The organism is Pseudomonas anguilliseptica (assembly GCF_900105355.1).
Taxonomy (GTDB): domain Bacteria; phylum Pseudomonadota; class Gammaproteobacteria; order Pseudomonadales; family Pseudomonadaceae; genus Aquipseudomonas; species Aquipseudomonas anguilliseptica.
Genome location: NZ_FNSC01000002.1, coordinates 63709 through 89403, shown reverse-complemented (window position 1 = coordinate 89403; position 25695 = coordinate 63709). Strand labels below are relative to the sequence as shown.

General features: G+C 60.3%; 21 protein-coding genes and 1 pseudogene. 4 read left to right on the top strand and 18 right to left on the bottom strand.

All coding sequences use genetic code 11. The features are described 5' to 3' along the window. Positions 1-21 precede the first annotated feature (21 nt). Both BLW24_RS24900 and BLW24_RS24895 read left to right on the top strand, forming a co-directional pair. Positions 22-1002, top strand: coding sequence for an IS5 family transposase (locus BLW24_RS24900; protein WP_090375326.1), 981 nt, complete (start codon positions 22-24; stop codon positions 1000-1002). Positions 1003-1433: 431 nt separating this feature from the next. Next, the gene (locus BLW24_RS24895; protein WP_090387924.1) at positions 1434-2096 is read left to right on the top strand and encodes a transglutaminase-like cysteine peptidase; all 663 of its coding nucleotides are present in this window, start codon (positions 1434-1436) and stop codon (positions 2094-2096) included. 5 nt (positions 2097-2101) lie between these two features. Here the strand turns inward: BLW24_RS24895 and recJ are convergent, their stop codons facing one another. The 12 genes from recJ to bacA all read right to left on the bottom strand — a co-directional run bounded on the left by recJ (position 2102) and on the right by bacA (position 18312). After that, positions 2102-3814 carry a single-stranded-DNA-specific exonuclease RecJ gene (recJ, locus tag BLW24_RS24890; protein ID WP_090387923.1) on the bottom strand — a complete coding sequence of 571 codons (1713 nt, stop codon included), beginning with the start codon at positions 3812-3814 and terminating at the stop codon, positions 2102-2104. A gap of 70 nt (positions 3815-3884) precedes the next feature. Next, on the bottom strand, positions 3885-4424 hold the full coding sequence (locus BLW24_RS24885) for a YaeQ family protein (protein WP_090387922.1): 540 nt from the start codon (positions 4422-4424) through the stop codon (positions 3885-3887). Positions 4425-4532: 108 nt separating this feature from the next. Next, positions 4533-5867: a DEAD/DEAH box helicase gene (locus BLW24_RS26745; RefSeq protein WP_244161298.1), complete on the bottom strand. Its 1335-nt coding sequence runs from the start codon at positions 5865-5867 to the stop codon at positions 4533-4535. Between the two features lie 22 nt (positions 5868-5889). Beyond that, complete coding sequence (locus tag BLW24_RS26740) at positions 5890-7266, bottom strand: hypothetical protein (protein ID WP_244161297.1); 1377 nt, start codon at positions 7264-7266, stop codon at positions 5890-5892. Continuing rightward, positions 7266-7952 carry a phospholipase D-like domain-containing protein gene (locus tag BLW24_RS24875; protein WP_090387921.1) on the bottom strand — a complete coding sequence of 229 codons (687 nt, stop codon included), beginning with the start codon at positions 7950-7952 and terminating at the stop codon, positions 7266-7268. The genes BLW24_RS26740 and BLW24_RS24875 overlap by 1 nt, the downstream gene beginning before the upstream one ends. Beyond that, positions 7953-8513 carry a rhomboid family intramembrane serine protease gene (locus tag BLW24_RS24870; protein ID WP_090387920.1) on the bottom strand — a complete coding sequence of 187 codons (561 nt, stop codon included), beginning with the start codon at positions 8511-8513 and terminating at the stop codon, positions 7953-7955. It abuts the gene before it with no gap. After that, positions 8510-13744, bottom strand: coding sequence for a DNA repair ATPase (locus BLW24_RS24865; RefSeq protein WP_090387919.1), 5235 nt, complete (start codon positions 13742-13744; stop codon positions 8510-8512). Before BLW24_RS24865 ends, BLW24_RS24870 begins: the two co-directional genes overlap by 4 nt. Positions 13745-13842: 98 nt before the next feature. Next, the gene (locus tag BLW24_RS24860) at positions 13843-14082 is read right to left on the bottom strand and encodes a hypothetical protein (RefSeq protein WP_090387918.1); all 240 of its coding nucleotides are present in this window, start codon (positions 14080-14082) and stop codon (positions 13843-13845) included. 114 nt (positions 14083-14196) lie between these two features. Beyond that, complete coding sequence (locus BLW24_RS24855; protein ID WP_090387917.1) at positions 14197-16248, bottom strand: flotillin family protein; 2052 nt, start codon at positions 16246-16248, stop codon at positions 14197-14199. Between the two features lie 27 nt (positions 16249-16275). After that, a complete protein-coding gene (locus BLW24_RS24850) occupies positions 16276-16920 on the bottom strand; it encodes an OB-fold-containig protein (protein WP_090387916.1) in 645 nt (214 codons plus the stop codon). Positions 16921-16976: 56 nt separating this feature from the next. Further along, positions 16977-17678: a PspA/IM30 family protein gene (locus BLW24_RS24845; RefSeq protein WP_090387915.1), complete on the bottom strand. Its 702-nt coding sequence runs from the start codon at positions 17676-17678 to the stop codon at positions 16977-16979. Between the two features lie 4 nt (positions 17679-17682). After that, positions 17683-18312: a biofilm formation regulator BacA gene (gene bacA / locus BLW24_RS24840; RefSeq protein WP_090387914.1), complete on the bottom strand. Its 630-nt coding sequence runs from the start codon at positions 18310-18312 to the stop codon at positions 17683-17685. Positions 18313-18338: 26 nt separating this feature from the next. Here bacA and BLW24_RS26115 point away from each other — a divergent pair, with 26 nt between their 5' ends. Continuing rightward, complete coding sequence (locus tag BLW24_RS26115; RefSeq protein WP_167360458.1) at positions 18339-18509, top strand: hypothetical protein; 171 nt, start codon at positions 18339-18341, stop codon at positions 18507-18509. 106 nt (positions 18510-18615) lie between these two features. After that, positions 18616-19846: pseudogene (locus BLW24_RS24835) on the top strand (CaiB/BaiF CoA transferase family protein). 82 nt (positions 19847-19928) lie between these two features. On the opposite strand, the gene BLW24_RS24830 reads toward BLW24_RS24835, so the two are convergent. From BLW24_RS24830 to xerD, 6 genes are all read right to left on the bottom strand, one after another. Beyond that, a complete protein-coding gene (locus BLW24_RS24830) occupies positions 19929-20663 on the bottom strand; it encodes a substrate-binding periplasmic protein (RefSeq protein WP_139272758.1) in 735 nt (244 codons plus the stop codon). 39 nt (positions 20664-20702) lie between these two features. Next, the gene (locus BLW24_RS24825; protein ID WP_090387911.1) at positions 20703-20963 is read right to left on the bottom strand and encodes a ribosomal protein L7/L12; all 261 of its coding nucleotides are present in this window, start codon (positions 20961-20963) and stop codon (positions 20703-20705) included. Positions 20964-21054: 91 nt separating this feature from the next. Then, the gene (thrC, locus tag BLW24_RS24820; protein ID WP_090387910.1) at positions 21055-22464 is read right to left on the bottom strand and encodes a threonine synthase; all 1410 of its coding nucleotides are present in this window, start codon (positions 22462-22464) and stop codon (positions 21055-21057) included. A 58-nt stretch (positions 22465-22522) separates the two neighbouring features. After that, positions 22523-23827, bottom strand: coding sequence for a homoserine dehydrogenase (locus BLW24_RS24815; protein ID WP_090387909.1), 1305 nt, complete (start codon positions 23825-23827; stop codon positions 22523-22525). Positions 23828-23940: 113 nt separating this feature from the next. After that, complete coding sequence (gene dsbC / locus BLW24_RS24810) at positions 23941-24666, bottom strand: bifunctional protein-disulfide isomerase/oxidoreductase DsbC (protein ID WP_090387908.1); 726 nt, start codon at positions 24664-24666, stop codon at positions 23941-23943. 92 nt (positions 24667-24758) lie between these two features. Continuing rightward, positions 24759-25655 carry a site-specific tyrosine recombinase XerD gene (gene xerD, locus BLW24_RS24805; protein ID WP_090387907.1) on the bottom strand — a complete coding sequence of 299 codons (897 nt, stop codon included), beginning with the start codon at positions 25653-25655 and terminating at the stop codon, positions 24759-24761. Positions 25656-25695 lie beyond the last annotated feature (40 nt).

Genomic DNA, 25695 nt, shown 5'->3' with positions numbered 1-25695 from the left:
CTCCACCCGCCGAGTTTTCCGATGAAGCAGATGACCTTCGCCGACGCCGAGTACGCCGGCAAGCGCAAGCAGACCCGCAAAGAATTGTTCCTGATCGAGATGGATCGGGTAGTGCCATGGAAAGGGTTGATCGCTTTGATCGAGCCGCATTATCCAAAGGGTGAAGGCGGCCGACCGTCCTATCCGCTGATGGCGATGCTGCGAGTGCATCTGATGCAAAACTGGTTCGGTTACAGCGATCCGGCGATGGAAGAGGCGCTGTACGAGACCACCATCCTACGCCAGTTTGCCGGGCTGACTCTGGAGCGCATTCCTGACGAAACCACCATCCTCAACTTCCGCCGCTTGCTGGAAAAACACGAACTGGCTGCCGGCATCCTGGCCGTGATCAATGGCTACCTGGGTGACCGTGGTTTGTCGCTGCGCCAAGGCACCATCGTCGATGCCACGCTGATCAACGCGCCGAGTTCAACCAAGAACAAGAACGGTAAGCGTGACCCTGAGATGCACTCAACCAAGAAAGGCAATCAGTATTACTTCGGCATGAAGGCGCACATCGGGGTGGATGACGAGTCTGGCTTGGTGCACAGCGTGGTGGGTACTGCCGCCAACGTGGCGGATGTCACCCAGGTCGATAAGCTGCTGCACGGCGAGGAAAACATGGTGGGGGCCGATGCCGGATATACCGGTGTCGAGAAGCGCCCCGAGCATGAGGGCCGTCAAGTGATCTGGCAGGTTGCAGCACGGCGTAGCACTTACAAGAAACTCGGTAAGCGCAGCGCGCTGTACAAAGCCAAGCGCAAAATCGAGAAGGCCAAGGCCCAAGTGCGAGCCAAGGTCGAGCATCCGTTTCGGGTGATCAAGCGTCAGTTCGGTTATGTGAAGACGCGCTTCCGTGGCCTGGTCAAAAACACGGCGCAACTGGTGACTTTATTCGCGCTGTCAAATCTGTGGATGGCGCGCCGACATTTACTGACGAATGCAGGAGAGGTGCGCCCGTAATGCTGGAAATGGCTGCCGCGAGGTGCTCGCGGCGGCTAAAAACACAGAAATGAGCCGGTAATCTGATCGTTTTTGATCGATTTATCACTTTCGAAATCAGCAGAGGCTGACGTCAGCCAGAAATGCATGGCTACTTCAGAGGATCCCTAACGTCAGAGTGCTTCGAAAGATTGCCAACGGACGTGAAAACCAGGGAAACCGGCTATTCGTCGGTTATCCGCCTGCAAATATGTCAAAGAGTGGTCACCATCACATTCTGACGATAGTCGTTCTATATTTGACGCCGATAGGATGGCGCTACAAAAAATTACCGGGCGCAATTTTTAACGTCGCGCAGCGACGGCCCGCAGGGTGCCCGCCAAGGATGGCGGGCACACAAACCTCAGCAACGGCAAAAGGCTATCAAGAGCCGACGCCGGAGACTTCGCGCCATGCCACCACGCGCCAACCGCTACGTTCACCGCTTGCTGCTTGCCAGTTGCTGGCTATTCAGCCCAGTGCTGGTGGCCGATGCACCGAGCACTCAGCACAGTGCCCTGGCGGCGGCGCTCTGTGATACACGCCTGGCCAGCTGGCTCAACCTGCTCGACAACTCAGCCAGCGATAACGAGCGCGCCCAGCTGGAGCGGGTCAATCACTTTATCAACCGTTCGGTGAGTTTTGTCAGCGACCAACAGGCCTGGGGCGCCGATGACTATTGGGCCACACCGGCACAGACACTCAGCTTGGGCAAAGGCGACTGCGAAGATTTCGCCATCGCCAAATACTTCAGCCTGGTACGTATGGGTGTGCCGAGTGAGAAGCTGCGCCTGACCTTCGTCAAGGCGCTCAAGCAGAATCAGGCGCATATGGTGCTGGCCTATTACCCCAGCGCCAGCGAGCAACCGCTGATTCTCGACAACCTTGACCCGCGCATCCGCCCAGCCAGTGAGCGTGATGATCTGTTGCCGGTGTATTCCTTCAATAACCATGGTGTGTTTCTGGCCAAGTCACCGCAGCGCGTCAGCCAGCCACCGCAGTTTCTCGCGCGCTGGAATGAGTTAAGCGAACGAGCGCTGGCCGATGGCTCAGCCGCGTCCGCACCGCAGGGCTAGCCCAATCACCGCGGGCTGATATGGGCGATCAGCAGCTGCACACTTTCCTGCCCACGGTACTCATTGACGTCCAGCTTGTAGGCCAGCTCGACCCAGCGCACAGTCGGGTTCGGCCAGATTTCGCGGTCTACACCAAAGGCGATGCCATCGAGCTGCACGCTGCCACATTCGCTTTTCAGCACCACCTTCAGATGCCGCTCGCCGACCACCCGTTGCTGCACCAGCTGAAATACGCCATGAAACAGCGGCTCGGGGAAATGCTGCCCCCACGGCCCGGCATTGCGCAGTTCCTTGGCCAAGGGCAGATGGAACTCTTCAATGGACAGGGCGCCATCAGACAACAAGCGGCCGGTCAGATCGTCTTCACACAGCTGGCGGCGCACCTCAGCATCGAAGGCGGCGGCAAAGGCGGCAAAATTCGCCTGTGGCAGTGACAGCCCCGCCGCCATGGCATGGCCACCGAACTTGCTGATCAGCTCAGGGTGTTTGGCGGCGACCGCATCCAACGCATCACGGATATGAAAACCCGGCACCGAACGCGCCGACCCTTTCAGCACGCCATCGCCAGCATCGGCAAAGGCAATGGTCGGACGGTGATAACGCTCTTTCATCCGCGAGGCGAGGATGCCTATTACTCCCTGGTGCCAGTCTGGCTCGAATAGACACAGACCAAAGGGCATATCTTCCAGTGGCTGGTCCTTGAGCTGGGCCAAGGCCTCGCGCTGCATACCCTGCTCGATGGCCTTGCGGTCCTGATTAAGCTGATCCAGCTGAACCGCCATATCGCGGGCCAGCGCCTCGTCTTCACAGAGCAGGCATTCGATGCCCAACGCCATATCATCCAGGCGCCCCGCCGCATTCAGCCGTGGACCAAGGATAAAACCCAGGTCGGTGGAGGTAATGCGCCGATGATCACGCCCCGCCACCTCAAGAATTGCGCGCAACCCCGGTCGTGCCCGCCCCGCACGAATCCGCGCCAGGCCCTGATGCACCAGAATGCGGTTGTTGGCATCCAGCGGCACCACGTCGGCGACGCTGCCCAGGGCCACCAGATCAAGCAGCTCACCCAGGTTCGGCTCCGGGCGCAGCGCAGTAAACCAGCCCATTTCCCGCAGCCGCGCACGCAGGGCCAGCAGCACATAGAACATCACCCCAACCCCGGCCAATGCCTTGCTGGGGAACTCGCAACCTGGCTGATTGGGATTGACGATGGCATCCGCTGCCGGCAACTCGGCACCGGGCAAATGGTGATCGGTTACCAGCACGGTCAAACCAGCGGCCTTGGCCGCCGCTACACCTTCGACGCTGGAAATACCGTTATCCACGGTGATCAACAGCTGAGGCTCGCGCTCCAGCGCCACCGAGACGATCTCCGGAGTCAGGCCATAGCCGTACTCGAAACGATTGGGCACCAGGTAATCGACATGGGCCGCGCCGAGCATGCGCAGCCCCAGCACACCAACCGTACTGGCAGTGGCACCATCGGCATCGAAATCGCCGACGATCAGCATCCGCTGGCCTTGCTGCAACCCCTGCACCAGCAGTTCCACGGTTTCTGGCATGCCCTTGAGCTGCTGATAGGGGATCAGCCGCGCCAGGCCCTTATCCAGCTCGGCAGCCGATTGCACGCCGCGGGCAGCGTACAGGCGGGTCAGCAACGGCGGCAGAGCGCCTAGATCAGGCAGGGTGGCGGGTAGCGGGCGGGACTCGATACGCATGGGGCGGGTTCTCAACATCATGACGGAGCGAAACGTAGGATGGGGCGGGCCGCGTAGGTTGAGCTAAGCCTTAGCGTTCGCCAGCAAGCCACTCAATCGGCAACTCATGCTGACCGCGCTCATCGGTCACGAACAGCTCGCCGTCGCTGATCATCACGCTCCAGTTCAGTGAGCGCGGCATATCCAGCGCCAGGCTAGCCAACGCCTCCTGATCCAGCGCCACCACATTGATATTTTTCAGGCTGCGCACCGGGGCGAGCGCCTTGGTCTGCCATACGCGCAGATTGCCGTAGGCCACCAGGCTGAATTTCTCGGTACGCCGCGAACACCAGGTGATGCGCTCACTGTCAGGCTGGCCGACTTCGATCCAGTGCAGCACGCGGTCATCAAGACTCTTTTCCCACAACGCCGGCTCATCCACATCCGACAGGCCGCGACCGAATGCCAGCTGCTCGTGATAGAACAAGGCATAGGCCACCAGGCGGGCCGCAAGGCGTTCTTCGGTTTCCGAAGGGTGTCTGGCCACGGTAAAACGCAGGTTTTCATAGACGCTGCGGTCCATGTCGGTGAGGTTCAGCTCGATTTTATAAGTGGTAGACGGCAGGGCCATGGACGGGGCTTCTTGGCTATTCGGAAAGGCCGCAAGTCTACCCTGAATCCAGGCCGATTGCCTTGAACAGGGATGGATGGCCGCAGGCAACGCCGCGCAGAAACGTTATTACAAACGCTGTAACAGCGCCTGCAACGCCAACTCCGGCTCAAGCCTCCACAGGCCATAACTGAGTGGCAGAGTTTCCAGACCCGCGCGGGCCAACACCAGGTAGCGTTCCAGTTCGAGAAAACCCTCGCCCTCGCCGGGAAAACCGATCAGGTCGATGGCCAGGCACTTGTCGCCACGCTGGCAGAAGATATCCAGCAGCAGCCCGGCCAACGGGTAGCCGGCCCAGGTGCTGACACCATGAGCTTCGAGCGCGGCGCAGACCTCGCGCTGAAAAGCGTCCTCAGCGGTCGTTGCGCGGGCTGCTGGCGCGAACGGGCGAATCGACTCCAGATAACGGCGCAGCAGGTTCTGCGCCGGCAACTGCTGTTCGTCGCCGCTGAACAGCAGCACCTGACGCTCACGGGCGCGGGTGATGGCAACGTTGAACATGTCCGCACGATTAAGGTAGGTAGCAACCTGAGCACCGCCGCCGTGCATGGCGAAGCTGATGATCATCAGGTCGCGCTCCTCGCCCTGAAAGCCGTAAGGCGTGGCGATCAGCAGGCGAAAATCAGCCAGTTGCTCGAGCGACAGCGTGGCAGCGACCTGCTTGCGAATCGCCTCGACCTGATCGCGAAACGGCGACAGCACGCCGACGCTCGGTTTGACCGGGCTGGCGGCATAGCGCGCCATATGTTCGCCGAGCAATGCCAGTACCCGCGCCACCTCGGCCGGATTGACCCCGTTGGCGCCGCGCTCGCCGCTCAGCCGTTCGAGCTGCAGGCTGTCGCAGCCCTCCTGCCCCGGGCGCTCTTTCATCACCCGTAAACGATTGGCGTAGAACTGCTGGTTGCTGAAACGAATCAGTGCGGGGCGGCTGCGAAAGTGCTCATCGAGAAAGATCACCGCTTGCTGATGGGCCAGTTGCAGGCCCATGAGATCCAGCACGCTATTGGTTCTATAACTCCAGCGCTCACCCTGCTCGGCCGGCACATGCGCACGGCTGGCAAGGCGCGCCTCAGCGGCGATGGATAAAAACGAGATATGCCGCAACTGCCGCGCATCGCCTGCCACCACCGCGCGCTTGCAACGCTGGAAGGCCGGCAGCGCCGAGGCGATATCGCACTGAGTCGCCTCGTCCATCACCATCACATCGAACAAGCCGGCGCGCAGCGGCAGCATGCGGTGCAGCTCGTCGAGGGTCACCACCCAGATCGGGAACGCCGCCAACAGGCGCGCCGGATCGATATCCTCGAACAGCGCCAACTGCCGCTGCGAGTTGCGCGCGCGGATCGCCTGGTTGTAATGCACGAATGTCTGCCGATCCTTGGCCAGCAAGCGCTGCAAGCCCAATGCCCGGCACGTATTCAGGTATTCAGGTATTCAGGTATTCACGACTGAGTCGCTGACGACGCTGCTGACATTCGCGCAACTCATCGAGCAGCGCCCAAGGCCGCGCGCTGACAGAGATGCGCTGGCGCACCCAGGGCACCTGCAACCAACGCTGCCAGAAGCTCAGGCTGCCACGCTCGGCGCGCAACAACAGGCGACTCCAGGCCAGCGCCTGCTCGCCGCGGCGGCGAAAAGCCCGGCTCAGGCGCTGCTCGTTGCGTTGCAGGCTGCTGAGTTCACGGCGCTGCTGGCGCTCGCTGCCCTCCTGGACCGTTTCGAGTTCGCCCTGCAGGGCCCGCGCCAGGCGTTCGCGCAGCCCTTTGAGCTGGCCCTGACCATCGCACTCCAACACGCCGTCACGCAGGCCGAAGTCGTCACGCAGCTTTTGCGCGATAACTTTCACCACCTGTTCGCTGCGACTGACCAGCAATACGCTTTCGCCTTGCAGGTAGCGATCCAGCGCCAGGGCCGCCAGGGTGTAGCTTTTGCCGGTGCCCGGCGGGCCGCTGATCTGGCTCAAGGGATAGCGCGCGGCATTAGCCAATGCGCGGCATTGGGCAGCGCTAAGTTGCGCCGGCAGATTTTCCGGCGAACTGACAGCGGCCTCACTTGCTGCTGGCGCCGGCTCGCCGAGTAACTGGCGCAGCGGCGGCGACAGCTCGCTGGCCGCCTGCAATTGTTGCAATTCGTGGGCGATGCCACGGCTGCCGGTGCCACGTGGCACCAGCGCAACCATGGCCCCAGACTGCAGCGAGAGACTGCGCCGACGTTGCGCCTTGTCCAGCACGGCCACATCGGCCAAAACGGGAAAACCGGCAGCTGCGACAACATCCGGCACCCGGGTATTGGCCACCACCCAGGACAACAGTTCGCCCAGAGCCAGGCTATCCAGCGGCTCGCTGGGCAGCACCAGCCCGGCAAACGCATCCTGCTCTTCGCCGCCTAGCAAGCGCCGCAACAGTCGCCAATTACCGTGGGGCTGCTGCAGATCGATAGTCAGCAAATGGCTCTGCGCGTCAGCTGTGCGCTGCAATCGCGCTTCGTAATAGAACAGCGGACCGCAGACCGGTACGGCGGATGCATCGGCCAGGGTCAGTCGCCGGCAAATCGGCAGCACGCCGTAAATCAGCTGCAGTTCGCGCTGATAGAGGCTTTGCTGGCGCTCCAGGGCAGTGCCCAATTCCGCATTCAACGGCAGGCTGAGCAAACCACCACTGACCAGCTCTTCGCGACCGCCCAACCAGGCCCAGCGCTCGGCCGGCAACTTACTCAGGTTATCCAGATCCAGCTCGCGGCTGTCGGCCAGGTAGCAACTGCGATAGAAGCCGATAAGCCGGTGAACGGGCGACGAGTCGTCCATCAGTTATCCACGTAACGCGCCCACAGGCTTTCAAACTCACGACTGAAAGCCGCCAACAGCTGTGGGTTGTCGACCACCATAAAGTTCTCTTCGTTGCTAGTGCTGGCGCTACGGGTCCAGTTGAAGCTGCCGTTGAGCAGCAGGCGACCGTCGAACAGAGCGAACTTGTGGTGCATATGGAAGGGGCCGCTATCGATGCGCAGCGGCACGCCCTTGTCGCGCAGCCACTGCACATCGCTGCCAGCGTCGAACTGCTTCTCGTTGTCGCTGATTACCCGCACGGCCAGGCCGCGCTGGTGACAGGCGAGAATTTCCTCGCTAAGCAGATCATCTGAGATGGTGTAGACGCAGATATCCACAGTCTTGCGCGCCTGCCGGCACAGCTCGCGGATCTTGCGCCGGCATTCCTCGCCGGGGCTGAAATGGGCGCTGGCCAGGTTGCTGGTAGGCGCGATATTGGCGTCCAGGGTCTTGATTACCTGCTCCAGCCACTTCAGCGCCAGCTCGGCATTCTCCGACTGGCGAATCAGCTCACGGACCAGGGCAAAGGCGCGGTTACGCATATAACGCACCTGATCGGGGGTCAGTTCGCTGCCGAGCTGGCGCAGCTCATCACGCTCCTCATTGCTCAGGCGCAGATCGACCAAACTGTCACGCAGTTGCTGATCGAGACGATTGAAATCCATTTAACCTCCTTGCCGTGCGCGCGGCGTGTAGCGCCAGGCCGCATAGAGCCCACCGCACAGCGCGCCGGCCAGATGATATTCGAATGACACGCCTTGCTGCGGCAGCAGACCGAAGACCCAGCCGCCATGCAGAAAGAACACCAGCACCGCCAGCAGCAGATCGAGCCAGCTGCGGCGAAACCAGGCCCGCGCCAGCAGCAATGCCCACAGCCCAAACAACCAGCCGCTGGCACCGACGTGGATACCCTCGCGACCGAACAACCAGACCAACAGCCCGCTGCCAAGGATGATAAACAGGCTGGCCTGGATAAAGTCGCGGCGCGATTCGAGCAAGGCCAGCAGCCCCAGCACCAACAGGCCGCTGAGGTTGCTCAACAGATGCATCCAACCGCCATGCAGCCAGGGCGCAAACAGCACGCCCGGCAATGACTCAAGCCGCCGCGGAATAACACCCCAGAGATTCAGGCTGTAACCACTCAGGCTGTTACCCAGCTGCAGCACCAGCATCAAAGCAGCAATGCCAAGCAACAGCTGCACGCGCGGCAACAGCCCGGCCTTCATGGTGTTTCGCTTTCGCTGTCGCCGCCCAGGCGCTGTTCATGGCCCAGTTGCTCGCCCAGATCACGCAGCTGGGTGGAGATTTCCAGCATGCGGTTGTGGGTGCGCAGGTCGATATCGATCTTCTTGTCCATGGCGTGGATCAATGGCAGAAAGCTGTTCTGCAGACTGTCGGCCAGACTCTCCAGCACCTTCTGCACGGCCGGTTGTGGCGGCGTGATCACCTCCACCTGCGGGCGCAGCTTGCCCAGACTATCCAGGCCGGCGAGCAGCTCGGCCCAGGGAATCGTCGGCGCTGCGGCTTGCTCGCCCGGTGCCAGCTTGGCCAGGCCACGCACACCCTCGACCAGATCATTGAGCTGCGCCACCACCCGTCCGCCAACATCGGTATCGCTGCCGCCCATGGCCTTGTTGCGCATAAAGTCGCGCTTGATCTGCGCCCAGCGCTCGGCCTGCGCGTCGGTCATGTTGCCACGCAGTTCGGCAAGCTTGAGCAGATTTTCCTCCGCGCCGGTGGTGAGCAGCTGGGATTCGCCCTGGTAGTGATCGGCAATCAGCTGCAGCACCTCGGTGTCGTTCATCACCGCGCTGATCTTCTCCGCCATCTTGTTCATGTTGCGGTAGCTGCCCTGCAGCTTGAACGGCGGCTCGGTGCGGTACTGATCGGCCTGGGCGGCGCTGGCGATGTACTGCTGGTTGACCCGGCCGACCACATCGCGCACCTGCATCAGGCGCTGCAAGGTGGTGACGATTTCGTTGACCTCAGCGGCGCTGTAGCTGTGGCGCAGTTCATTGCTGGAGAACGGCTTGCCTTCGGCCTTGGCGACGAAGCGATAGACGTCAGCCATATCGCGGGTGGCCAGCGGCGCCAGCACCGGGTTGGAGGTGAGGCCGTTCTCGATGTAGGACAGCGCAAAGGCTTCCTGCATGCCGCCCAGGGTGTCGCCGAGGTTATAGATGTCGGCGCGGTTGGCCAGCATATCCGGGATCTTGAACACGTCGCCGGACTCGGTATAGGGGTTGCCCGACATGATCACGCAGAACTTGCGCCCACGCATGTCGTAGGTACGGGTGCGGCCCTTCCACACGCCTTCGATACGCCGCGTGCCATCACAGAGCGAGATGAACTTCTGCAGAAATTCCGGATGGGTGTGCTGGATATCGTCGAGATAGAGCATCACGTTGTTGCCCATCTCCAGCGCCAGGTTGAGTTTTTCCAGCTCCTGGCGCGAGGTGGCGTCCGGCGCCTGGGCCGGGTCCAGGGAGCGCACTTCGTGACCCAGCGCCGGGCCGTTGATCTTCATAAAGATCAAACCGAGGCGGTGCGCGACGTATTCCATCAAGGTGGTCTTGCCGTAACCCGGCGGCGAAATCAGCATCAGCAAACCGGACAAATCCGAACGGCGGTTCTCCCCAGCGGTGCCCATCTGCTTGGCCAGGTTGTCGCCGATCACGCCGAGATAGACATCGTTGATCAGCTTGTTGCGCACGAAGGAGCTGAGCGGCTTGGGCTTGAACTCATTGAGACGCAGCGCCTCGCGCTCGCGCGCCACCACTTCCTGGCGCAATGCCTGGTAGCGCTGCAAACCGGGCAGAAACTGCTCGCGATGTACACGCAGGCGGGCGAAGAAATCGTCCACCGCCAGCACCAGTTGCCGTTCGCTCACTCGTGGGTGTTCGCCCATCAAGTCTTTGGCGGTAAAGCGCAGATCCACCTCGGTGATGCGCTTGGGTAGGTCCTCGGCAAGCAGCGTCAGGGCCACGGCTTCAGGCACATAGGCACTGAGCGCGGCGAACTCCTCGGCCGCGCAAAGGCCGCGCAGCCAGTTCTCCACCAGCGCCCATTGCGCCGCTGGGCGATCCTGCAGTTGCGCCAGGGTTTGCTGATAGACATCCCACATATGCGCCGTCTGCAAACGCGCCTGCAAACCGGCCAGCACCTCGCGGGCGTATTTGCTGAAAACGAACTCGATGCGCTCTGCGGCCAGCTCCTGCACCAGGTATTCCGCCGCCTCTGCCAGCGTCGCCGGAGTCAGGCTTATGCCCTGCTGGGCGATATAGCCGGCCATGGCCTCGGCAATTTCCGCCTGCAACTGCAACAGGCTGTCGCGCTGGCCAAACAACTGCTGGATATGCCGGGCACTGCGCGCGCGCTGCGGCCATTGCTTGGCCTCGTCGCGGCGTTGCACCTGGTTCCAGAAGAAACTGGCGAAACCGCGTGGCAGTGCGCCGTAGCTAAGCAACCCGGCACTGTCGCGCAGCGGCAACAATTGGGTGAGGATCAACGCCGCATCGTGATCGTGGATGCCCTTCTCGTAGCCTTCCTTGTAGCGCGGCGCGGCAAAGTCGCGAATGCTCTTGGTCAGCACATCCAGCTGAGCTAGCTGCTGTTTGAGCAGATCCAGGCTAAGGCCATCGCGTCCGGCATCGGCGGCGGCCAGCACTTCGCCGGCCAGGTACTCGGCGCGGTACAGCGTGGCGGACTCGGACTCCAGGGACACCTGCCAGTAGTCGCGCAGCGCTTCCAACTCAGCATTCTGTAGCGGTTCGAGGAACTCAGTGCCGGTCAGGTGCAGGTAGAGCTGATCGCCGCGCGGCATTAGGGTCAGGTCCAGCTCCTGGGTGTTGACGCTGAAGCGGTGGCGCGGACCGAGCTTGATAACGTTGCCACCCTCTTCAAACAGCTCGCTCTTGTCGCGCAAGCTACGCACCGCCTGATCGCGGGCGGCCTTGAGGCGCGACTCGACATCCTCGGCCTTGACGCTGTCCTTCAGCTCGCGCAGGCGCTCGGCCAGTTCGCGCAGCTTGAGAATCAGCGGATCGGAGGCGAAGAAGGCGTTCAGCTCATCCGGCTGGGTCAGGCGCGCAGTGCGCCGTCCGAGGCTTTCGAGGATGCGCCGTGCGGCATCGAGCAGGCCCTGAGCCTTGCGCTGACGTTCATCGAGAAGCGCCTGTTTGTGCGCTTCGAAGGTTTCCAGCAGCTCCTCGCGCTTGCTCAGAATGTCGCCGAGGAACTGCTCCTGATCGCCGAACTGGCTTTCCAGCTCTTCCAGCTGTACCAACAGCCGCGACAGTTGTTCGTCGCAGCGCTCCGGGTCCTGGGCCATGGCCAGGGCATTGGTGATGCCCTGGCTGAACAGTTTGAACTGGGCGCCGAACTGCGCCACGGTTTCTGCCGAACCCAGGCCCTTGCGGCGCTGTTCGGCACGGGCCTTGGCCTGGTTAAGACGGGCATAGACTTCGGAAATCGATTCGACGATTTCGGTACGCTGGGTAGCATCGTCAATCGGCAGCGAAGCCATCAGGCTGGACAGCATATCCAGGTTGCCGGCCATAGCCTGCAACGCCACCAGCGGCTCATTCAGTTGGCTGACGCTTTCGGCCTTCTGCGCCTGGGCGTCGAGCTGAGCCAGCTGCTGCACATAAGGCTCCAGCGCCGCCTTACTGGCGAGGAACTCCGAGGTGGCGGCCGCGACCTGCTCCTGGGCCGTCAGCAGCTCGGTTTCCATGGCGTCGATGCGCGCCACGTCGATATAGCGGTAATCGCGAATGGTCAGCAGCTGGCCACGCTGGGCGTTGATGCCATTGAGCGCGTCGACAAAGTGCTGCACCTCATCCCAGCTATCGATCAGCAGGCTGGATAACAGCGCCTGCTGCCGGGTTTCCGCCTCGGCCATGGCGCGAGCCGATTGCTGGCGAATGCTCTCGACCTTCTCGAATTCGTCGAGCACCAGTTCGCCAGTTGCGGCGATTTCACGCAGCAGCGGCGCCATGCCCTGGCACTGAGCATCGCCCAGCCAGTGGTAGACGTCGAACAGGCGGCGAGTGTTCTGGCACAGCTGGGTATAACGCTGCACCGAGACTTCCGGGGTTTCGATTTCGCGACTAAGGCCCAGCAGGTCGGAGACGCCACGCACCAGTTCGGCGTTGCCGATGCGCCCGAAGAAGCCGCTGCGCACCGGTTGGCGAGCGGCGAAATCATCGCTGCAGAACGGTGTTTGCCAGACCTGCATCGGGTGGATACGGGTCGGCTCGGTGCCTTCGGCGGCGAAGATCACCATACGCCCGTCTTCCAGGCGCGCGTAGCCGTGACCGAAGATCGGGTTGTGCAGCTGGCGATTGATCATGTTGTAGGTGAACAGCGCCGAGCGGCCTTCTTCCGGGTGGTAGAAGATGTACTGCACGTCCTCGTCATTGGACGAGCGCACCGCGCGCTTGAAGCGCATACCAGCCATGGGCTGTTCGAAGGCCTTGGACTCGCCATTCTGCAGGTAGTAGCCACCGGGGAAGATGATGCCGTGGTCTTCCGGCAACTGCACGCAGGCCAGGCCGATGGCGTCGATCCGCTCGACCTTGCGCGTCAGGCTGTTGAACACCAGATAGCGCCACTCTTCTTCGCGGTATGGCAGGACTTTCAACAGGATCAGGCTGCCGAGCCTGGCGTACTCGATCTGTGCGTCGTCCAGCGACTGGGTCTTGTCCAGCACCGCCTCGCGGTAGATGCCCAAGCCGTCTTCGGTGTTGTTCTCGACCTTGACCGTTAGGTCGCCACCGATGGTCTCGACAAAGATGGTGTCGAGGATATTCATATGCGGATGGCGGCCATTGACCACCATCTCGCGAGAGGTTTTCTGCCACTCGAAATCGAACGGCGCCGGCAGCGCGATATCGCGCTCGCCGCGGTTGTCGATATAGCGAACCTCTTTGCCGCCGTCGGAGATCGACCAGCGGAACACCCGGATATCGCTGATTCGCTCGCCGATCTGGAAGCTGGCCAACAGCTTGCCGTCACGCACCAGCAGTTGCAGCAGGCGGGTGTTCTTGTAATAGGTGTAGAGCTCGTTGAAGTCATTAACGAAGCTGCTCTGGCCGAGAAAGCTGTCGGCCAGCGCCACGCTCTCGGCTTCATAGCCTTCGTCCTGCTCGCTCAGGCGATACAGGGAGAACACGTCCTCGACGCGGGTTTCCTTTTTCAGGCCGAGGAACACGTTGTAGCCAAACAGCAGGTTCTCGCCGACCTGGACGATATCGCGCGCCGTGCAGTTGTTTTCGGTACGGATGCGTACCCGTCCGACCACCTCCATCTGGCTGCTGCCGAACTCCTGCAAGCGCTGAGCATTCAGCGCCTCGGTAGTCTGCCGCAGGCGCTTGTGCAGCACCTCATAGGCACCGCCTTCGGCGACGGCCTTGTCCAATACATCCTGTGGTTGGGCTACGGCTGGAGCATCCGACATCGTGGTCTTCCTGAATCTGCGCTGTCTGCTAGCAAGGTGGGGTGAAGCGAAGGGGCGGTTTCACGAGCCCCAACAGCAAAGCACATGGCTCTACTTTTTTAGGCACCAATCTTTTGGGCAATTTCGGCCAGTTTGTCGCGCATCGCCTGATCGAGCTCTTCGGGCTTGATATGCGCAATGATCTTCTTCAGCACTCGAATTTCATTGTCATCAATCACCCCGTCGCGCTCGGCAATATTCAGCAGCGCGCCCAGCTCCTGCACATCCAGACGGCCGTCATTGGCAAAGCACTGGATCGAACGAAACGACATTTCCAGATAATCCCGTGGTTCTGACATAAGGCTTCCTAATTAGAGATAAACGGGCCATTCAAGGAGTTGGCTTTCGCCAACCCCAAGAGGACATCCAACTTATTGGTAAGACGCTGGTTTTCAGCCATTACCGGCAAACACTTAGCTCTCGCTGCTATCCACAGCCGCTGGCGTCTTGCTTTCGCCGACGCGGCCGTTGAGCAGGCGGGCCAACACGTCCTGCACCACCGGGCTCTTGCCGACCACGCCTTCGATGGCCTTGCCCACCGACAGCGACTTGGCGAAGGAGTTGAAGAAGTCGCCTTCGCCGCCGACGATTTCGATCTTCGCCTTGGCCAGCGCGGTGGACAGCACCTCGGCCTGATCCTTGGCGATGTCCTTGTTGGCCGCGATGGCGGCCATGGCGGCCATGGCTTCCTCGAAGTTCTTCTCCAACTGCATGCGGAATTCTTCGTGCTGACGAGCGCTGTCGCTGAGCGCATCGAGCGCACCGAACTTCTTGCCCAGACCTTCGGCCTCGGCATTCAGACGCTCCAGTAGCACGTGGGCTTCGGCCATACCCAGATCCTGGGTGGCTTTGGCCTTGGCCGCACCGAGCTGCTCTTCGCCGCGCGCCTGGGCGCCGAGTTTCTCTTCCAGCACCTTGGCATCGGCCAGGCCGTCTTTTTCCTTGGCGGCAGCTTTGGCTTCGGTTACCCGTGCCTCGGCCAGGCCCTTTTCCTGCTCACCCTTGGCTTCGGCAATCAGTTGCTCAGCCTGCACACGGGCTTCGGCCAGGCCTTCCTTCTCCTTGGCTGCGGCGGTGACTTCACGCACCCGCGCATCGGCCAGACCAGGGGCGGCGCGCTCAGCTTCAATACCTTCGGCCATTTTCTTCTTGGCTTCGGCCTGCTTGGCGGCGGCTTCCAGTTCGGCCAGAGCGAGATTGTTGATTTCCACGGCCTTGTGCTGGGAGCGGGTCTCGTCGGCTTCGGCCTGCTTGACCTGACGCACCAGCTCCTGCTCGGCTTCGGCCTGGGCGTTGAGCACCATGACTTGTTTGGCCCGATCCGCTTCGGATACTTCACGCACTTCCTTGATGCGCTCCTCTTCCTGAGCCACAGTCTTCTCGACCGCCACGCGCTCACGGATCACCCCGGCGATGTTCTTGCGCTCGACTTCCAGGGCTTTTTCTTTCTCGATGCGCTGCAGCTCGACTTCGCGCTCACGGGAAACGATTTCCAGGTCCTTGGCCCGGGTGACTTTTTCTACCTCGATCACCACCGCACGCTGGCGATTCTGCTGCGCCACTTCAACCTCGCGCTGATGGTTCTCGGCGCGGATATCCAGCTCCTGCTGGGTAGTGATGCGCGCCTGCTCGGCTTTCAAGCGCTCTTCTTCCTTGACCTTGAGGGTCTCGGCTTCTTCGCGGGCGCGGATGGTTTCGATCTCGCGCTTCTGCCGCGCCTCGGCATCAGCCTGCTGACGCTCGAGAGCCAAGGTCGCCTCGCGGGTTTCCACATTCTTCTTGATCGCCAGCTCTTCATTGCGCTCCAGGTCATTGGTGATGACGTTCTGCGCAGCAGTCAGCTGAGTGATCTTGCGGATACCCTCGGCATCAAGAATATTGCTCGGGTCGAGCGACGCCTTGGAGGTCTGCTCCAGGTAATCAATGGCCACATCTTCCAGCACATAGCCGTTAAGGTCGTTGCCGATCACTTCGACGATACGGTCACGGAAGTCCTGGCGATTCTCGAACAGCTGGACGAAGTCGAACTGCTTGCCGACGGTTTTCAGTGCTTCGGAGAACTTGGCGTTAAACAGCTCGTTGACCGCACTGCGGTCAGAAGCACGCTCTACTCCGATGGCCTTGGCCACCTTGAGCACGTCCTGCTGGGTTTCATTAACCCGCAGATAGAAGGCCACGGTGATATCGGCACGCATATTGTCCTTGCAGATCAACCCATCCTTGGCGCGACGGTCCACTTCCAGGGTGATCAGGGAGATCTTCATGAACTCCTTGAGGTTGATCACCGGGTACACCAAGGCACCGGTGAAATGCACCTTGGGCGTCGAAGACATGTCGTTGACGATCAGCGCGGTACCTTGCGGCACTTTGATATAGAAGGCTTTGAACAGGACGAAAAAGCCAAAAACAACCAGAAAGAACAGACCTAAACCGGTCAGAAAAGGCATTAGCAGCTCGAGGCTCATTACAATCAATCTCCTTTGATAAACGGGCTAGATGCCCTTGAACTCGTCTTCGGTAATCACCCGATAGGCGTGTTCGACCTCCAGGTACTCCAGCAATACCACGCGATCGCCACGCTTTAAGCCATGTGTCTCATCGGCGCGTACACGCAGAATCAGTCCAGCACCACCATCCTCAAGCGTCGCCTCACCCTGAGCTGCAGTTACTCGCCCACTGCGCACGATGGCCACCTGCCCAAGCACGGACTTGCTGGTGGTGGCTTCCAGCTTGAGAAACAGCGGGCGCAACGGACGCACCAACAGGCTCACTAAGGGCACCACGGCAATCAGCGCAGCGGCGATCACCAGCAAACCCAAGGGGTAACGCAAAATGCCCAAAGGCAGAAAGCGCAACAAAAACAGCTCAGCGAAATAGCAGAGGAACCAGGCGAAAAAGAACAGCAAGGTGAGAACCAGCGTCACCGGCACGCCGTTCAGGCCCAGTTTGAGTAACAGGCCGGCCAAACCTTCAGGTTGCAGCGAATGGTTTTCCAGTGCCGAGTCGACTTCGATATCCAGCAGATCGACATCGACAATCCCCATGGCAGCGACCAGCCAATACAGAATCGCCACGCAGAGTGCAAAGCTGAGCAGCACTACGGGAAATGACAGCGCGGTCTGTATGAATAGCTCCATCTTCTTTACATCCTAGTAGTCGAAGAAGCGGGAGCCGAAGCCCCCGCATTAGCCGCTCAGGCTTCGGGTTTAGCTTTGTTTTTCAGGCGTGCCAGTACGCTATCAGCACTGGCGTTATCCGGCACGATACCGGCAGCACGCAGCTTGACCTCCAAGGCGTCATCCGGCGCGCTGGTTGCGGCCAGCTCCGCACTGGCTTCCATCATGGCTGCACGCTCGGCCTGCTTGAGCTTGATGCGCTCCAGCGACTCAACCGCGGTATGCAACTTGGCCTGCGAGCCACCATAGCGCTGCGCCACTGCCATCTGGGCTTTCTGCACGCTTTCCGTGGCCTTGACCGTATCGACCTGTTGTTTCAGGCGTTTGATATGCCCTTCTGCCTGGGTCACGGCTTTGCGCAACTGCGCCACACTGGCCGCAAAACCATCGGCCTGTTCACGGTCGCTGGCTTGTTCGGCTTCCAGATTGGCGATCTTCTCGGCAACTTCCTTGGCCAGGGTTTCATTACCCGCATCTAGGGCCTTGAGCGCGTACTGCTCGTACTCGGCGATCTTCGCCGTGCTCTTGCCCAGGCGATCACTTGCCAGTTTCTGTTTGGCCATAATCTCAGCCAAGGCTTCCTTGGACTTGCGCAGCTCTAGATCGGCGTCGCGGATCTCCTGATCGAGAATACGCAGCGCCTGACCGTCAACCACGGCCTCACCCACTTCATTGGCGCCGCCACGCAGCGCTGTCAGCAATTTGCTCCAGACGTTCATAGCATCACTCCTTAGCGTCGGCCTTGAGGAAGCCTTCATAGGCTTCGGTGGCCTTGATCACGTTGTCGGCCAGCAATTCGATCTCGAACACCACGTCGGTCAATGACGACGCCGAACTCAGCGCACCAAACATGGTGTAGCAAGGCTGGCCGTCCGGCAGGGTTTCCAGGCCGATAGAAGACAGCGGAAACAGTTTGTGTGTGCGCAGCACCTGCTCATTGAACGCCGCGCTGTCGCGCACATCGGCGGCAGGCCACAGCAGGCCCTCGACCACGATCTGCTCACCATAGACGGCAATAAACAGCGGCAGATCGCCATAGTCGTGCATGGTCACGTGCAAACTGGCATCCGAGCTTTGAATCAGCTCAATGCTCGCTTGCCCGCCCTTGAATAGCTCAGCGGCCGATAGCGCATCGTATAAAGCCTGTGCAGTCCAAACCTGCGGCATGCTCATACCCTCCTCCTTTTCCATTGAAGCCAGCTTTAATGAGTGCGGCTGGCGAAGTTTCCGCTCGAACGCCATAAGCAGCGGGGCATGCTCTGGCAGTATCCAGACTTCCTTCTTGACCAACCCCTGCTCGCGCAAACGCTGACGAAAAAGACGCTGGTAATGGGCTGATGATTTGTTTTCCATGGACACAGACTAGACCTACACATGTAATGAATCAACACATCACATGTAATATTTTAAAACGCATGTTTGTTGATTTTCAGGCACGCGCAAGCAAACCGCTCAAGAGCAGCGCCGCAAAGAACACACAGGGAAAAATCGCAGGAGGGAAACCATCCAGGGCCAGCGGTGCCGAGCATCCATTCGTGACGGCAATTTAACGCCATATCGCCCACCAACTAAACAGCTAAATCTGCAACCCCATCGCAGCCGCAACGCCTGATAGCGGACATTGAAATATGACGCAGCACTCACAATCGAATAGCCTTGGCCAGCCCGCCACCCAACGGAAGCCCTTATGAGCACAGCCAACAAACCCCTCGCCGACCTGAAAGTGATCGAACTTGGCACCTTGATCGCCGGCCCATTTGCATCGCGCATCTGCGCCGAGTTCGGTGCCGAGGCAATCAAAGTCGAGTCACCGGATGGCGGCGACCCGCTGCGCAAGTGGCGCAAGCTGTACGAGGGCACGTCGCTGTGGTGGTTTGTACAGGCGCGCAACAAGCAGTCGATCACCCTCAATCTCAAACACGAGGCCGGCCGTGAGGTGCTGAAGAAGTTGCTCAGCGAGGCGGACATTCTTATTGAGAACTTTCGCCCAGGCGTACTGGAAAAACTCGGCCTGGGCTGGGAGGTGCTGCACGCACTGAACCCCAAGCTGGTGATGGTGCGCCTTTCCGGCTTCGGGCAGACCGGACCGATGAAGGATCAACCGGGTTTCGGCACCGTGGGTGAATCCATGGGCGGGCTGCGCTATATCACCGGTTTCGAGGATAGGCCGCCGGTACGCACCGGCATCTCGATTGGCGATTCGATCGCCGCGCTGTGGGGCGTGATCGGCGCGCTGATGGCACTGCGTCATCGCGAGGTCAACGACGGCAGCGGGCAGATGGTGGATGTGGCGCTGTATGAGGCGATCTTCGCCATGATGGAGTCCACGGTACCGGAGTTCGATGTGTTCGGTTTTATCCGCGAGCGCACCGGCAATATCATGCCCGGCATCACGCCCTCCTCCATCCATACCAGCAGCGATGGCAAACATATCCAGATCGGCGCCAACGGTGATGCGATCTTCAAACGTTTTATGCAGGCCATCGGCCGCCAGGACCTGGCCGATGACACGACGCTAACCAGCAATGATGGTCGTGACGCCCGACGCGATGAGATCTATGGCGTGATCGACCGCTGGGTCGGCTCGCTGCCGCTGGAGCAGGTGCAGGCAACCTTGAATCAGGCTGATGTCCCCGCCAGCCGCATTTTCAGCGCCGATGACATGTTCCACGACCCGCAATTTCTCGCCCGAGAAATGCTTCTATCGGCCAAGCTGCCCGACGGCAAAGCCTTCAAGATGCCCGGCATCGTGCCCAAACTGAGCGACACACCGGGAGAGGTGAACTGGGTCGGCCCGGAGCTGGGCGAGCACAATGAACAGGTGCTGAGCGGGCTGGGTTATAGCCGTGAGCAGATCGCCCAATTGCATAGCGATGGCGCCATCTAATCAGCAGCCCCAGCAAACGGGCTCTAGCTAGCAGGCCGCTTTAACGCAGGACTGCCAACGCAGGCAGTGCTCCAACAACCCGCTAGAGGTGAACGCCGCATTTGGCGTAGATCCCCTCAATAACGCCGCGCCGCTTGAGCGTCAAAATGGCCGCATCCAGCTTATCCAGCCAGGCTTCGTGGCGCGGATGAACGCGCATGCTGACATCAAAAGAGCTCATTACATCGCCGATCTCGAGATGACGGTAATCCGGGGGCTTTGCCAGGCTGTATTGCGCAATCGCCTTGTTGACCACAATTTGATCAAACCGCGATTTCGCCAACATTTCCAGCAGCTGCGCTTCATTCAACGCGTTGCGCCGATCAAGCTGTCCCGCCTCAATCAGCGCGCGCAAATCAGGGCAGGCATAACCACGAACCAGCCCTACTGACTTGCCGCGTAAATCCTCAGGCCGCGCCACCGGGAAAGCCTTACCCGGGGCAAACATCATGACATCAACAACCTTGCCGAACGGCACCGAAAACACTCCGGGGGTCGGCTGACTGCGCACCCAACCCGGATAGACTCCCGGCTCGATATCGAGCTGCCCACCATTGAACAGCAGGCCAATACGCGGATAGGGGTAGCACTGCACGCTGAAGGTGTCACCCGTGAGCTTGCCTAGCTCATCGAAGATATCCTGATAGATACCGATTTCCCCCTGTTCGATCATCATCGGCGGGTAGTTATAAAAGCCGACTTCAAAGGTAGCGGCGTTGACGCCAGCCAAGGGACAGACACCACACAGCAGAAAAACCACATTGCTCAACCACTTCACGCCATCACCCTACTACCCCTACCGCACAATGCACTGCCGCTAGAACGCGCCTAACAACCAGGCGACTGCGGCGCCCAGCACAAGCAAGCCTAACAACCAGAAGATACCGCCATGCCCGCCCGACTGCACTACCGAGACACCATCCGGCTGTCGCTCAAGCGTGTAGCCATCCACGGCCTCCTTGGCCTCTTTCAAGCCAATACCCTTGAGCTCACGCAGCAATTTGATTGCCTCGATTTTCTGCCCACGCTCAAGCGCCGCTATCACCTGCACCGGCAAATCCTGATCAAACTCAGCCATGACACACTCCAGCCCAAACAAACTACCCAGAGCATAGCCGCAAAAAAAGCCGGCCCCTTGCGGGTACCGGCTTTGTCGACCAGCGCCTGGTTTACAGCGGCTTGCCGCGATTGCCGTGCTGAGCCACGAAGCTCTGTACGGTTTTCAGATCATTGGCCAGTACCGTGCAGCGCTCCTCGCGCTCGAACAGATCCGCCAGATGCGCGGGCAGCGCCGGCGCCTGACCAACACCGGCCTTCTCCACCGCCTCGGGGAACTTGACCGGGTGCGCAGTGCCAAGGATGACCATCGGCGTCGCCAGACTGCGGCGGCACTCACGAGCGGCACGCACGCCAATGGCGGTATGCGGATCGAGCAGCTCGCCGCTTTCCTTGAACACCTCAGCAATGGTTTCGCAGGTCTGCGAATCGTCCACCGCCAGGGAGTCGAACACCTTGCGCGCCTCGGTCCAACGGTCTTGCTCGACACTGAAACCACCACCCTGCTTGAAGGTGGCCATCAGCTCGGCGATTGCCGCGCCGTTGCGACCGTGCAGGTCGAACAGCAGACGCTCGAAATTCGACGAGACCATGATGTCCATGGACGGCGACAGGGTCGGGTGCAGTTCATCCTTCACATACTGATTGCCGCTCATAAAGCGATGGAGGATGTCATTGCGGTTGGTGGCGACGATTAGCTGACTGATCGGCAGGCCCATGTTGCGCGCCAGGTAGCCGGCGAAGATGTCGCCGAAGTTACCGGTCGGCACCGAGAACGCGATGGAGCGCGATGGGCCACCCAGCTGCAGGGCTGCGTGAAAGTAGTAAACAATCTGGGCCATGATCCGCGCCCAGTTGATCGAGTTGACTGCAACCAGACGGGTGCCCTTGAGGAAGCTCTGATCAGCAAAGCTGTCCTTGACCATTTCCTGGCAGTCATCGAAGTTGCCTTCGATGGCGATGTTATGGATGTTGTCACCGAGAATGGTGGTCATCTGCCGACGCTGCACCTCGGACACACGGTTGTGCGGGCGCATGATGAAAATGTCAACGTTGTCGCAGGCCTTGCAGCCCTCGATGGCCGCCGAGCCGGTATCACCGGAGGTCGCACCCATGATCACCACGCGCTCGTTGCGCTTGGCCAGTACATAGTCGAGCAAACGGCCGAGCAACTGCAGGGCGAAGTCCTTGAAAGCCAGGGTCGGACCGTGGAACAACTCCAGCACCCACTCGTTGCCGTTCAGCTGACGCAGTGGCGCGACGGCGCTATGGGCGAACACGCCGTAGGTTTCTTCGAGGATCTTTTTGAAGTCGGCATCCGGAATGCTGCCGGCGACAAACGGGCGCATTACCCGGAAGGCCAACTCGTGGTACGGCAGGCCGGCCCAGGAGGCGATCTCTTCCTGGGTGAAACGCGGCAGGTTTTCCGGCACATAGAGGCCGCCATCACTGGCCAGGCCAGCGAGCAGCACATCTTCAAAATTCAGGGCCGGTGCCTGGCCACGGGTACTGATATAGCGCATAGGGGCAAACCTTCGGTTGAATCTTTAAAAGCCGCAGCAGCCTGCGGCCAGAGGCTGATTAGTTCAACTGCTCGACGCGGATACGCACAACGCTGCCGACCACATCGTCCAGCACTTCAAGGGCGCTGATCGCCTCATTGATCTGCGCTTCGACCACACGATGAGTGACCAGGATCATCGGCACCAGACCATCTTGCTCCTCGACTTCCTTCTGCATGATCGACTCGATATTGATCCCGCGCGCCGACAGGATGCTCGCTACCTGAGCCAGCACGCCCGGGTGGTCCTTGGCCTGAATGCGCAGGTAATAAGCACTCTCACAAGCTTCGATCGGCAGAATCGGGTGATCGGACAGCGAGTCCGGCTGAAAGGCCAGGTGCGGCACGCGATTGGTTGGATCGGCCGTTAGCGCGCGAACCACGTCAACCAGATCGGCGATAACCGAGGAAGCAGTCGGCTCCATACCGGCGCCAGCGCCATAGAACAATGTACTGCCAGCAGCGTCGCCATTGACCATGACAGCGTTCATCACGCCATTGACGTTGGCGATCAGGCGGTCCGCCGGGATCAATGTCGGATGTACGCGCAACTCGATACCCGCATCAGTGCGACGGGCCACACCCAGGTGTTTGATGCGGTAACCCAGTGCTTCTGCGTAGTTCACATCAGCCGTGGTCAGTTTGGTGATGCCCTCGGTGTAGGCCTTGTCAAACTGCAGCGGAATACCAAAGGCGATCGAAGCCAGGATGGTCAGCTTGTGTGCAGCGTCGATGCCTTCGACGTCGAAGGTCGGATCGGCTTCGGCATACCCAAGCGCCTGCGCCTCGGCCAGCACGCCATCAAAGGTACGACCCTTTTCGCGCATTTCGCTGAGGATAAAGTTGCCAGTACCGTTAATGATGCCGGCCAGCCAGTTGATGCGGTTGGCCGCCAGGCCTTCACGAATGGCCTTGACCACCGGGATACCACCGGCAACGGCGGCTTCGAAGGCGACGATCACACCCTTCTCGCGGGCTTTGGCGAAGATTTCATTGCCGTGCACGGCAATCAGCGCCTTGTTCGCGGTGACCACATGCTTGCCGTTGTCGATGGCCTTGAGCACCAAGTCCCTGGCCAGGGTGTAACCGCCGATCAGCTCGATAACGATATCGATCTCAGGGTTGTTCACCAGCTCGAAGACATCGCTGGTCAGGCTAATACCGGTGGTGTCGTACTGCGGCTTGGGCGAGCGAATGGCAATCTGGGCGACTTCAATGCCACGCCCTGCGCGCCGGGTAATTTCCTCGGCGTTTCGCTTGAGTACATTCAACGTACCGCCACCGACGGTACCCAGCCCACAGATGCCTACTTTCACCGGGTTCACACTGAACTCCCCATCTGCACTGCGTAAAACGGCCGGAGCAAGCCCCGGCCGTAGAAAAAGAGCCGCACCATACGAAGCGGCTGTTTATTAGTCAATCAGGCGCGAGCCTCAGATCACTTGGATTCCAGGGCTATTTTCGCCAGCTGCGGTGCTGGTTGATAGCCGGGAATGATCTTGCCGTTGGCCAACACGATGGCCGGCGTACCGCTGACCCCGATCATCTGCCCGAGCGCGTACTGCTTGGCTACCGGGCTGTCGCACTGAGCATCTGCAACGCTTTGGCGGCTCTTCGCGCGATTCATGGCATCCTGCTGGTCCTTGGCGCACCAGACATTCGACAACTCTTTTGCCGCCGCGCTTTCCAGCCCCTGGCGCGGGAAGGCCAAATAACGCACCTCAACACCCAGGAGGTTCAGCTCAGGCACTTCGCTGTGCAGCTTCTGGCAATAGCCACAATCGGTGTCGGTAAATACAGTGATATGGGTTTTCGGCTGCTTGGGCGCAAACACCACCATTTCCGAGACTGGGATGGCATCCAGCAGCTTGACCACACCCTTGCTCTCGGCAGCCTCGGTCAAGTTAACCGGCTTGCCATCCTTGACCTGAAACAGGTAGCCCTGCAGCAAAAACTGACCATCTTCGCTGGCATAGAGCTGGCGGCCGCCTTGCAGCTGTACTTGGTACAGACCGGTCATCGGGCTTTCGGCAATGGCCTCGATTGGCAGCCCAGGGTCAATCGCCTTGAGAGTACTACGGATCGCCTGATCAGGATCAGCGGCAACACCCATAGTGCTGACTAGCCCCAAGGCCAACGCGACAACAATGCGGTTGAAACGCATACAAACTCCCGACAGAAGATGACTTAATAAAGGATGACGCAGCCTACCATATAAGCCCACAGAGACCGACCACTGCAGGCTGGACGGCGCGCTCAGCCGCGCGGGTGGTGCCGCGCATGCAACTCCTGCAGGCGCGCACGAGCAACATGGGTATAGATTTGCGTAGTTGAAAGATCGCTATGCCCCAGCAGCATCTGCACCACACGCAGATCAGCGCCATGATTGAGCAAATGGGTAGCGAAGGCATGGCGCAGGGTGTGCGGCGACAGGCTCTTGGCAATACCCGCTACCCTAGCCTGGTGCTTGATGCGATACCAGAAAGTCTGCCGGGTCATCTGCTCGCCACGCAGGCTCGGGAACAGCACATCGCTGGGCTTGCCATCGAGCAGAAATGGCCGCGCCTCCTTGCTGTAACGCTCAATCCAGGCGATCGCCTCTTCACCCAGCGGCACCAGGCGCTCCTTACTGCCCTTGCCAAATACCCGTAGCACGCCCTGACGCAGATTGACTTGTTCCAGCGTCAAGCTAATCAGCTCGCTGACGCGCAAGCCACAGGCATAGAGCACCTCAAGCATCGCACGATCGCGCAAACCAATCGGATCTTCCAACTCAGGAGCGGCCAACAGAGCCTCGACATCGGCCTCGGACAACGACTTGGGTAGTGGTCGCCCCAGTTGCGGTAAATCCACCTGCAGCGTCGGGTCACGACTGATTAACTGTTCACGCAAGAGAAACCGGTAGAAGCCGCGCAACCCCGAGAGCAAGCGCGCGGTAGAGCGCGCCTTGTAGCCTTCATTCAGGCGCCAGGCCAGATGATCAAGAATCAACTCACGCCCCGCGTCGGCCAGTTGCACGTCACGCACCTGCAACCAACCATTAAACAGCGCCAAATCACTGCGGTAGGCAGCGCGCGTGTGCGCCGACAGCCCTTTCTCCAGCCACAGGGCTTCCACGAAACGGTCAATCAAGGGGTGGTCGATGGCGGGCATACGGAACTATGGCGGCAGGTTAAAGCAGGTTAGTCTTTCA

Bases quoted from the DNA above. Each gene is read 5' to 3' on its own strand.
- recJ (WP_090387923.1), bottom strand. From the start codon at position 3,814: ATGCGTATCGAGTCCCGCCCGCTACCCGCCACCCTGCCTGATCTAGGC.
- BLW24_RS26115 (WP_167360458.1), top strand. From the start codon at position 18,339: ATGAATCAACACATCACATGTAATATTTTAAAACGCATGTTTGTTGAT.
- BLW24_RS24850 (WP_090387916.1), bottom strand. From the start codon at position 16,920: ATGGAGCTATTCATACAGACCGCGCTGTCATTTCCCGTAGTGCTGCTC.
- BLW24_RS24870 (WP_090387920.1), bottom strand. From the start codon at position 8,513: ATGAAGGCCGGGCTGTTGCCGCGCGTGCAGCTGTTGCTTGGCATTGCT.
- BLW24_RS24860 (WP_090387918.1), bottom strand. From the start codon at position 14,082: ATGTCAGAACCACGGGATTATCTGGAAATGTCGTTTCGTTCGATCCAG.
- xerD (WP_090387907.1), bottom strand. From the start codon at position 25,655: ATGCCCGCCATCGACCACCCCTTGATTGACCGTTTCGTGGAAGCCCTG.
- BLW24_RS24875 (WP_090387921.1), bottom strand. From the start codon at position 7,952: ATGGATTTCAATCGTCTCGATCAGCAACTGCGTGACAGTTTGGTCGAT.
- BLW24_RS24865 (WP_090387919.1), bottom strand. From the start codon at position 13,744: ATGTCGGATGCTCCAGCCGTAGCCCAACCACAGGATGTATTGGACAAG.
- BLW24_RS24895 (WP_090387924.1), top strand. From the start codon at position 1,434: ATGCCACCACGCGCCAACCGCTACGTTCACCGCTTGCTGCTTGCCAGT.
- BLW24_RS24885 (WP_090387922.1), bottom strand. From the start codon at position 4,424: ATGGCCCTGCCGTCTACCACTTATAAAATCGAGCTGAACCTCACCGAC.
- BLW24_RS24900 (WP_090375326.1), top strand. From the start codon at position 22: ATGAAGCAGATGACCTTCGCCGACGCCGAGTACGCCGGCAAGCGCAAG.
- thrC (WP_090387910.1), bottom strand. From the start codon at position 22,464: ATGCGCTATATCAGTACCCGTGGCCAGGCACCGGCCCTGAATTTTGAA.
- BLW24_RS24845 (WP_090387915.1), bottom strand. From the start codon at position 17,678: ATGAACGTCTGGAGCAAATTGCTGACAGCGCTGCGTGGCGGCGCCAAT.
- BLW24_RS24855 (WP_090387917.1), bottom strand. From the start codon at position 16,248: ATGAGCCTCGAGCTGCTAATGCCTTTTCTGACCGGTTTAGGTCTGTTC.
- bacA (WP_090387914.1), bottom strand. From the start codon at position 18,312: ATGGAAAACAAATCATCAGCCCATTACCAGCGTCTTTTTCGTCAGCGT.
- dsbC (WP_090387908.1), bottom strand. From the start codon at position 24,666: ATGCGTTTCAACCGCATTGTTGTCGCGTTGGCCTTGGGGCTAGTCAGC.
- BLW24_RS26740 (WP_244161297.1), bottom strand. From the start codon at position 7,266: ATGGACGACTCGTCGCCCGTTCACCGGCTTATCGGCTTCTATCGCAGT.
- BLW24_RS24825 (WP_090387911.1), bottom strand. From the start codon at position 20,963: ATGGCTGAGTTTGATCAGGATTTGCCGGTGCAGGTGATAGCGGCGCTT.